Raw genomic sequence first — 7,213 nt, 5'->3', positions numbered from 1 at the left:
GGAGGGCGCCTGGGCGTGCGGCCGGCCCGCGTCGGCAGGCCGCTTGCGGGGATGCGCAGCGGCGGGATGCGCCGCCCCCTGCGCCTTCTCCGCGGGCGCGGACTGCTCGGAACCGGGGCCGGGAGCCGTGGGCTCGGACGGGGCGCCGGTCTTGGCACCGGCACCCTGCCCGGTGGAGGCACCCGGCGCGACGGCCTTCTTGACGCCCGGGGTGCCCGGGGCGCCGGGCTTGGCGCCGGGCTTTCCGGCATCGCGGGCGGATGACGCGGACGCGTGCTGCGTCCGGCCCGCGGCCGTACCCTGTCCCGCCGAGGCGTGCGGGCGCGCCGGGCGCTGTCCGCCCGTCGCCGAGTACCGATGCGGGGCGGCCGAGCCGCCGATCTTGATCTGCAGGGGCTTATGGGTCCCCGCGGAACCCCGATGCCCCGGATGCGAGGCTCCCGTCCCGGCGGCATGCCCCGCCGGACGCTGGTCCCGCCCGTTCTGCGCGCCTTCCATGCTGGAACGGGCGTCCGTCGCGCGCGGGACGTCCCGTCCGGGCTGCTTGCTGTCGCTCATCGTTACATCCAGATCCGCTGCATACCCCTGTGCCCGCAGCGTATGGGCGCGTGCGGGCACCGATCGCTCTCATTGTCACGGACGTCCGTCGACTTTCCGTCTACACGCTGGAGCCGGCGACGTCCTTCTCGGCCATTGTAGCCCGAAACCGGGCGACGGGACGGTTTCCGCAGCCCTTCAGCAACCGCATCGCGCAACCGTTGACGGATGGAGGACGGGCTCGGAACGGGAGACCGGGCATCGCCGCGGAAGCGGGAACGCCAGCCGAACGCCCGCTTACGCGTCCTGGTCCGCCGTATCCTTCTTCACCTGCGGAAGCGCCGCGTCATCCGGCATGGAGACGCGGGAGACGTCGAGCTCCTCGGCGAGCTTGGAATCGGTCGCGATCAGGTCGGACAGGCTCACGAGCGTGAAACCCTGGGCCTGCAGGCTGTCGATGAGCTGCGGCAGCGCCTCGACCGTCTGCGCACCGGTCGTCTCGTTGTCCGTCAGCAGGATGATGTTGCCGTTCGCGACCGAGCCCATCACCGTATCCACCACGGAGCCGGCGCCCGGGAGCAGGTAGTCGCCCGAATCGAGGTTCCAGCTCACCACCGCGCTCACCAGGTCCATCGCCTCGCTCCACGAGGACTCGGAGAACAGGCCGTAGGGCGCCCGCAGCAGGCTGGTTTCGACGCCGGACGCGTCCTTCACGGCATCGAACCCGCGGGTGATCTGGCTGCGCAGGTCGTCGCCGGACAGCGCCGTGAGGTCGGTGTCGCTGTAGGAGTTCGACCCGAGCTCGAACCCGGCGTCGGCGATGGCCCGGGCGGCGGCCTGGTGCTCCTCGCTGCGGTCCCCCTGCAGGAAGAACGTCGCGCCGACGCCCTTCTCCTCCAGGATCGAGACGATCTGCTCCGTGTAGCTGCTCGGCCCCTCGTCGAAGGTCAGCGCCACGTAGGAGCCCTCGTCGGGCGAGACCGACGTCGCGCGCACCACGCAGTCCTGCACCTCCTGGACCACGCCGCGGTCGGCCGTCTTGCCGGACACCGAGCCGACCCACACCTCCGACCGGCCGGGCACGCCCCACGTCTGCACGTACTGGATGGCGCCCGTGCCCTTCACGGTGAGCGCGGGCTGGATCTCGGTGGCGATGACCTCGTGCTCCTCGTACTCGTCGCGGCCGTTGCCGATCTCGATCGCCTCGCCTCCGGCGAGCGCGGTCGAGGAGAGGTCGTCGTTGTCGATCTGCTCGTCGTCCACCTTCACGGAGTAGCGCTCCCCGCCGCGCTTCTCCAGCACGGTGTCGTCCACCGCGAGCAGGTCGCCCGTGCGGTAGCTGAGCTGGTTGTCATCGATGAGCTGCTGGACCGAGGAGTTGATGCGGACCGAGACGTCGGACCCGTTGAGCGAGACGGTGACGCCGCGGTTCAGGTACCACACGACGCTCGCGATGAACAGCAGGGCGGCGCAGGCCACGGCGATGATGGCGTACGGCCGGCGCGCGTCGCGGCGGCGGGGCCTCCGGCCGCTCGTCCGACGGCCGAACCCCTGCGAGTGGTGGAGGTACTGCGCGCCGGGACGGCGCTGCGCGCGGCGGCGGGCGGAGGGCAGCTGGTCGCCCGTGGCGGGGCGCCGATGATGCGGCTTTCTGGGCTTGGTGGAGTAGGAGGTGGTGTAGTTAGGCACTGGTTCTCCCCGATCCGTATGTCGAGAGCTGCGGAAAGGGGCGGCCGGCCCCGTCTCCCCGACGGGCGGGCGCCCTGCCGGGGACGGGGGACGCACCCGCCCCTTCCCGCTACTTGGAGGCTTTGCGATACTCGCTCGCGAAGGCGGAGAACATCCCGCGCGTCTTGCCGAGCTGCTTGCCGAGCGCGCGGCTCCCCTTGTCGACCGCCTTGGCGCCCTTCTCGTCGAGCTTGAGCTTGGCCACTTCCTTCTTGGCCTTGGCCGCGCCCTCCTTCGCCTTGGCGCCGATGGCCACGCTCGCCTCGGCGGCCTTCGCCGCGACGCCGCCGGTCAACGCGAGCTCGACGGCCTCGTCGGAGACGATCATCGCGCCGTCGCGGTACCCCTTGAGCAGGGATGCGGGCATCTCGCGGTTGCCCACGAGCATGGCGGAGGCATCCCCCTCGGTCAGCACGAAGAGGTCGACCTTGCCGGTCTTGCCGGAGAAAACCGCGTCCGCGCAGTAGCCCAGGCGCTCGCCGCCCTGCGCGACGACGTCCATGCCCGTCCAGATGAGGCAGGTGTCCAGATCGACCCCCAGCCGCTTGGCGGCGGCGGCGTCGAAGTTCTCCTTGAGATCCTCCACGCAGAGCACGCCCTCGTAGATCTCGAGCGCGTCGAGCGCGACGAAGCGGTCGGGCTGCTTGATCATGCCGACGACATCGGGGAGCTTGACCATGAAGCCGACCACGCGGCGGCCGCCGGGCGAGAACACCGCGAAGTGCACCTTGCCCAGGCGCTTGGGTTCCACCGGGGCGCCGTCCCGGCCGGTGCGCCTCCCCTTCGCGGGCGCGCGGTAGACCCGGACGCCCTGGAAATCGGAGACGCGCATCTACGCCTCGGCGGAGGCGCCGTCGGCGGGCGCGTCGGCGACGGACTCGACCACCACGTCGGCGGCGGGGGTCACGGAGCCGCCGGCGATGGCGTCGTTCAGCTGCTCGCGCAGCTGGTCCATGCGCTCGCGGGCGAGGTCGACCTTGGCGCGCAGCTCGTCGGTCTTGGCGTCGACCATGGGACCGAAGTCGCTCGCCGCGGCGCGTGCCTGGTCGACACCCTGCTCGTAGATGTCGCGCGCGTTGTCCCACGCGTCGTTGGCCATATCGGCGGCCATGGCGCGCGTCTCCGCGCCGGAGCGGGGAGCCATCAGGATGCCGATGACCGTGCCGGCGGCGGCGCCGATCACGGCACCTGCGACGAAGCTGAATCCCTTACCCATGCTGCTCCTCCTCAAGAGTCAACGTTCAGATGGAAACCTCATTATACCCGCGGCGCCCGCGGATACTCGACGGTTACTCGACCGGGCGCATCGTCACCGTCGCGTCCGGGTCGGCCACATCCCGCGCGGGAGCGGCCGCGCGCGCCTCGCCCGCGGCGCCGCCGTAGACGGGCTTGACGTCGGCCACGCGCTTGGCCGGCGGGTTGCCGACGCGCCCGGCCTTGTAGTGCGGGCGGATGCCCTCGGTGTCGATCCGGCGCGGCGCGGCGTCGGGGGCCGCGGACGGCGCGTCCTGCGAGGGCGCCGGGGCCGCGGAGACGGCGACGTCGACCGGGGCGCCGTCCTCCCCCGCCGGCTCGTCGTCCTCGCCGCGCAGGTTGAGCACGAGCTTGCGCAGGGCGGCCACGGTGCCGGGGAAATCGGGGGCCGGGGCGTCCGCGTGCAGGAAGGCCCAGTCCATCATGAAGGTCGCCGACGACAGGGCGCCCACGGTGAGCGCGTCGTCCGGGCAGGACAGCTCGACGTCGAACAGCCGCTCATCGCCCGGGACCTGCCGCGTGCGCCCGCAGGAGACGCGGCCCGCGAGGCCGGTCTCGTTCATGATCTCGACGGTGAGGTGCTCGAGCAGGTGCGCCAGCTCGGTGTCGCCCATGCACTCCTGGAACTCGCGGCCCGCGTCGCCCAGGCACAGGTGCTTGGCGATGGCCGGGGCCAGGTAGTACACGCGCGCCGTGGCCTCGATGTCCTCCGAGGTCCGCAGCGGCACGCCCGGGTTCACGAGCACGCGCGCGTCGAGGGCGTCCTTGCCCACGGTGATCTTCAGGATGTTGAACAGCTGAGCCATGGCTTACCCGCCTTCGTATCGGTTTCCCGCCGCGACCCTCCCGCCGTGCGCGACGCGAGGGGTGCGGGCGGCTTACGCGTCCTTCTTCTCGTCCCCGTCCTCGGCCTCCTTGGGGGCCTCGGCCGGATCCGGCCCGGTCACGCGGATGAGCGAGATGCGCTGGCCGCGCATGGACTGCACCTTGAACTTGTACCCGTCGCGCTCGAACACCTCGCCGATGTCCGGCACCGAGTCGCACATGTCCAAGATCCAGCCGGCCACGGTCTCGTAGTCGTCGCTCTCCTCGATGGGCCAACCGAGCTCGATAGCATCATCGCACGAGAAGCGCCCGTCCACCAACCATTCGCGACGGGAAAGCCGCGTGAGGTACTTGTTGTCCGGGTCGAACTCGTCCTCGATCTCGCCCACGAACTCCTCGACGATGTCCTCGATGGTGATGATACCGGCCGTGCCGCCGTACTCGTCCACCACGACGACGATCTGCTCGTGGGCGGTCTGCATCTCGGAGAGCAGCGGCAGGATGTCCTTGGTGTCCGGGACGAAGGTGGCGTCGCGGACCACCTCGCCCACCCGCATGTCGCCGTGGCCGGCGAGCACCGGCTCGATGAGGTCCTTGATATGGGCGATGCCCACGATGCAGTCCAGGTCCTCGCGGTAGATGGGCACGCGCGAGAAGCCGGTCTCGCGCATGATGGAGAGCACGTCTGAGAGCGTGTCGGTCTCCTCGCACATGGTCACGTCGACGCGCGGCACCATGACCTCGCGCGCCACGGCGTCACCCAGGTCGAAGACCTCGTGGATGATGCGCTTCTCCTCGTCGAGCAGGGTGTCCTGCTCGGAGATCATGTACCTGATCTCCTCCTCGGAGACGTTCTGGCGGTCGTCGGCGCTCTTGATGCCGAGCAGCGCGGACAGCCCGTTGGCGGACGCCTGGGTGAGCCAGACGAGTGGCTTGGCGATCTTGCGGAAGGCCGAGATCGGGCCCGCGACCGACTTCGCCATGCCCTCGGCGTCGGACAGGCCGATGCGCTTGGGCACGAGCTCGCCGATGACGATGGACAGGTAGGACACGATGAGCGTGATGACGACGGGGGAGGCGACCGGCGCCACGGCGGTGAGGGGCGCCACGCCGAAGGACTCGACCCAGTCGGTCAGGGGTTCGGAGAGGGTGTTGGACGAGACGGTCGCGGAGAAGAAGCCCACGAGCGTGATGGCGACCTGGATGGTCGCGAGGAAGTCGGTGGAGTCGGTCGAGAGCTCGAGCGCGCGGGCGGCACGCCGGTCGCCCTCCTCCGCGTCGTGCTCCAGGCTGGCGTGCTTGGCTGTGGTGAGCGCCATCTCGGACATGGAGAAGTAGCCGTTCAGGACGGTGAGCAAAAGCGTGGCGATGATGGAGATTGCTATGCCCATGGGATGGAAATCAGAGCTCCGAGGTCGCGGTGTACGGTGCGCCCGCAGGGCGCGGGCGGGTCGGGACGGATGGGTCGACGGGGCCCGCGCGAAGGCGGGCGCCGGAAGGGACCGGGCCGGGCGCCCGAGGTCGGCGGGGCCGGCGGTCCGGGAGCGATGCGGCGCCTGCGCGCCGCGACGGTCAGATCACGAAGAGGATCACCACCATGAAGATGAAGATACTGCCCGCGAGCACCCACAGGTGCCAGACGCTGTGCATGTAGCGGATCTTCTTCATGAGGTAGAAGGCGCAGCCGATGGTGTAGCACAGCCCGCCGACCACGAGCAGCGCGAGCGCGAGCGGGTCGAGCGCGGCGACGAGCTGCGGCAGGCGGAACACCACGAGCCAGCCCATGACCAGGTAGATGGTGATGGTCACCCAGCGCGGCTGGCGCTGGCGGCCGATGATCTCGAACGAGATGCCCGCGAAGGCGAGCGCCCAGATGACGACGAACATGACGATGCCGCCGTAGGGCTCGAGGGTGATGAGCAGAAACGGCGTGTAGGACCCGGCGATCAGCAGGTAGATGCAGCTGTGGTCGATGATGCGGAAGATCCGCTTGGCGCCGGGGACCTGGATGGCGTGGTAGAGCGTCGAGGCGAGGTACTCGAGGATGATCGAGACGCCGAAGACGATGGCGGAGGCGAGATACGCCGGCTGCGCGCCGTCCAGGGCGGCCTTGACGATCAGCAGGACGAGCCCGGCGATGCCGAGCAGCACGCCGATGCCGTGCGTGATGGAGTTGGCGATCTCCTCGCCCACCGTGTAATGCGGCGGCTCCTTGGGGGCGCGCCCGCGGTGCTCCGGGCGCGGGCGCTGCGGGCAGCAGCGGCGGCGCTTGGGGCACGACGCGCAGACGGAGCCGTCGATGGACGGGGCGGGTTCTTCGGACGGGGCGGTCCCGCTCAGGACCGGCGCGGCGGCCGACGGCTCGCCGTCGGCGTCGAAGGCATGGGAAGGCTCGGGCTCGTGACTCGCGCCCGTGGTACTTCGGGATGTGGAACCGTCGCTTGATGCGGACATGTGCGTGAGCAATCCTCCAACAGTAGATTGCTCAAAACTATAGCAAAAACCGCCGTCTTGGATAGCCTCCTCGGTTATGACTCGGTTAATTCCGCATCAGGGGGCGGGCCCTGCCCCCGGTGGCGAGCCGCTGGGGACGGGCGCATCCGGCGGGGTCCGCGCCGATGGTAGGACCCGTGGCGGAGCCGCCCGCGATGGGAGGACCCGCCCTCCCGACGGCAGGGCCGATCCCCGACGACGCGTCCCCGGTGGCCCGCCCCCGGTGGCGAAAGGGCGCGCCGGGAACCCCGACGCGCCCTTCCCGAGCCCGCTGTCAGCTGCGGTCCGCTACCGGTCCGCCCGGCGCCTGATCCGGGTGCCCGCGGCGGCGCCGGCCGCCCCGAGCGCGAGCAGCGCGCCGACGGCCGCCGCCGGG

Annotated in this window: 7 protein-coding genes; all 7 read right to left on the bottom strand. The window is 70.7% G+C overall.

Annotated elements, in window-relative coordinates; genetic code table 11:
* The coding region (locus PHA29_RS05420) for a hypothetical protein (RefSeq protein ID WP_456298733.1) at positions 1-558 on the bottom strand (558 nt) is incomplete at its 3' end.
* Positions 559-834: 276 nt separating this feature from the next.
* The gene (locus tag PHA29_RS05415; RefSeq protein WP_270848533.1) at positions 835-2,226 is read right to left on the bottom strand and encodes a polysaccharide deacetylase family protein; all 1,392 of its coding nucleotides are present in this window, start codon (positions 2,224-2,226) and stop codon (positions 835-837) included.
* Between the two features lie 109 nt (positions 2,227-2,335).
* Positions 2,336-3,097 carry a PRC-barrel domain containing protein gene (locus PHA29_RS05410; RefSeq protein WP_270848531.1) on the bottom strand — a complete coding sequence of 254 codons (762 nt, stop codon included), beginning with the start codon at positions 3,095-3,097 and terminating at the stop codon, positions 2,336-2,338.
* Positions 3,098-3,481 (bottom strand): YtxH domain-containing protein, encoded by a 384-nt coding sequence (locus PHA29_RS05405; protein WP_270405805.1) that lies wholly within the window; start codon positions 3,479-3,481, stop codon positions 3,098-3,100.
* A 73-nt stretch (positions 3,482-3,554) separates the two neighbouring features.
* Entirely contained in the window at positions 3,555-4,325 is a 771-nt protein-coding gene (locus PHA29_RS05400; RefSeq protein WP_270848530.1) for a cyanophycin synthetase family protein, read from the bottom strand.
* Positions 4,326-4,397: 72 nt separating this feature from the next.
* Complete coding sequence (locus PHA29_RS05395; protein WP_270848528.1) at positions 4,398-5,735, bottom strand: hemolysin family protein; 1,338 nt, start codon at positions 5,733-5,735, stop codon at positions 4,398-4,400.
* 181 nt (positions 5,736-5,916) lie between these two features.
* Complete coding sequence (trhA, locus tag PHA29_RS05390; RefSeq protein WP_270848527.1) at positions 5,917-6,798, bottom strand: PAQR family membrane homeostasis protein TrhA; 882 nt, start codon at positions 6,796-6,798, stop codon at positions 5,917-5,919.
* Between the last annotated feature and the right edge of the window lie 415 nt (positions 6,799-7,213).

Origin of the sequence: Candidatus Collinsella stercoripullorum, assembly GCF_027669965.1 — a bacterium.
GTDB classification, from domain to species: Bacteria; Actinomycetota; Coriobacteriia; order Coriobacteriales; family Coriobacteriaceae; genus Collinsella; species Collinsella stercoripullorum.
Note: the sequence above shows the minus strand (reverse complement) of the source record. Positions and strands in the feature narration are given on the sequence as shown.

Excerpts from the sequence above, each read along its gene's own strand:
- PHA29_RS05410 (WP_270848531.1), bottom strand. The coding sequence starts at position 3,097 with ATGCGCGTCTCCGATTTCCAGGGCGTCCGGGTCTACCGCGCGCCCGCG.
- PHA29_RS05405 (WP_270405805.1), bottom strand. The coding sequence starts at position 3,481 with ATGGGTAAGGGATTCAGCTTCGTCGCAGGTGCCGTGATCGGCGCCGCC.
- PHA29_RS05400 (WP_270848530.1), bottom strand. The coding sequence starts at position 4,325 with ATGGCTCAGCTGTTCAACATCCTGAAGATCACCGTGGGCAAGGACGCC.
- PHA29_RS05395 (WP_270848528.1), bottom strand. The coding sequence starts at position 5,735 with ATGGGCATAGCAATCTCCATCATCGCCACGCTTTTGCTCACCGTCCTG.
- trhA (WP_270848527.1), bottom strand. The coding sequence starts at position 6,798 with ATGTCCGCATCAAGCGACGGTTCCACATCCCGAAGTACCACGGGCGCG.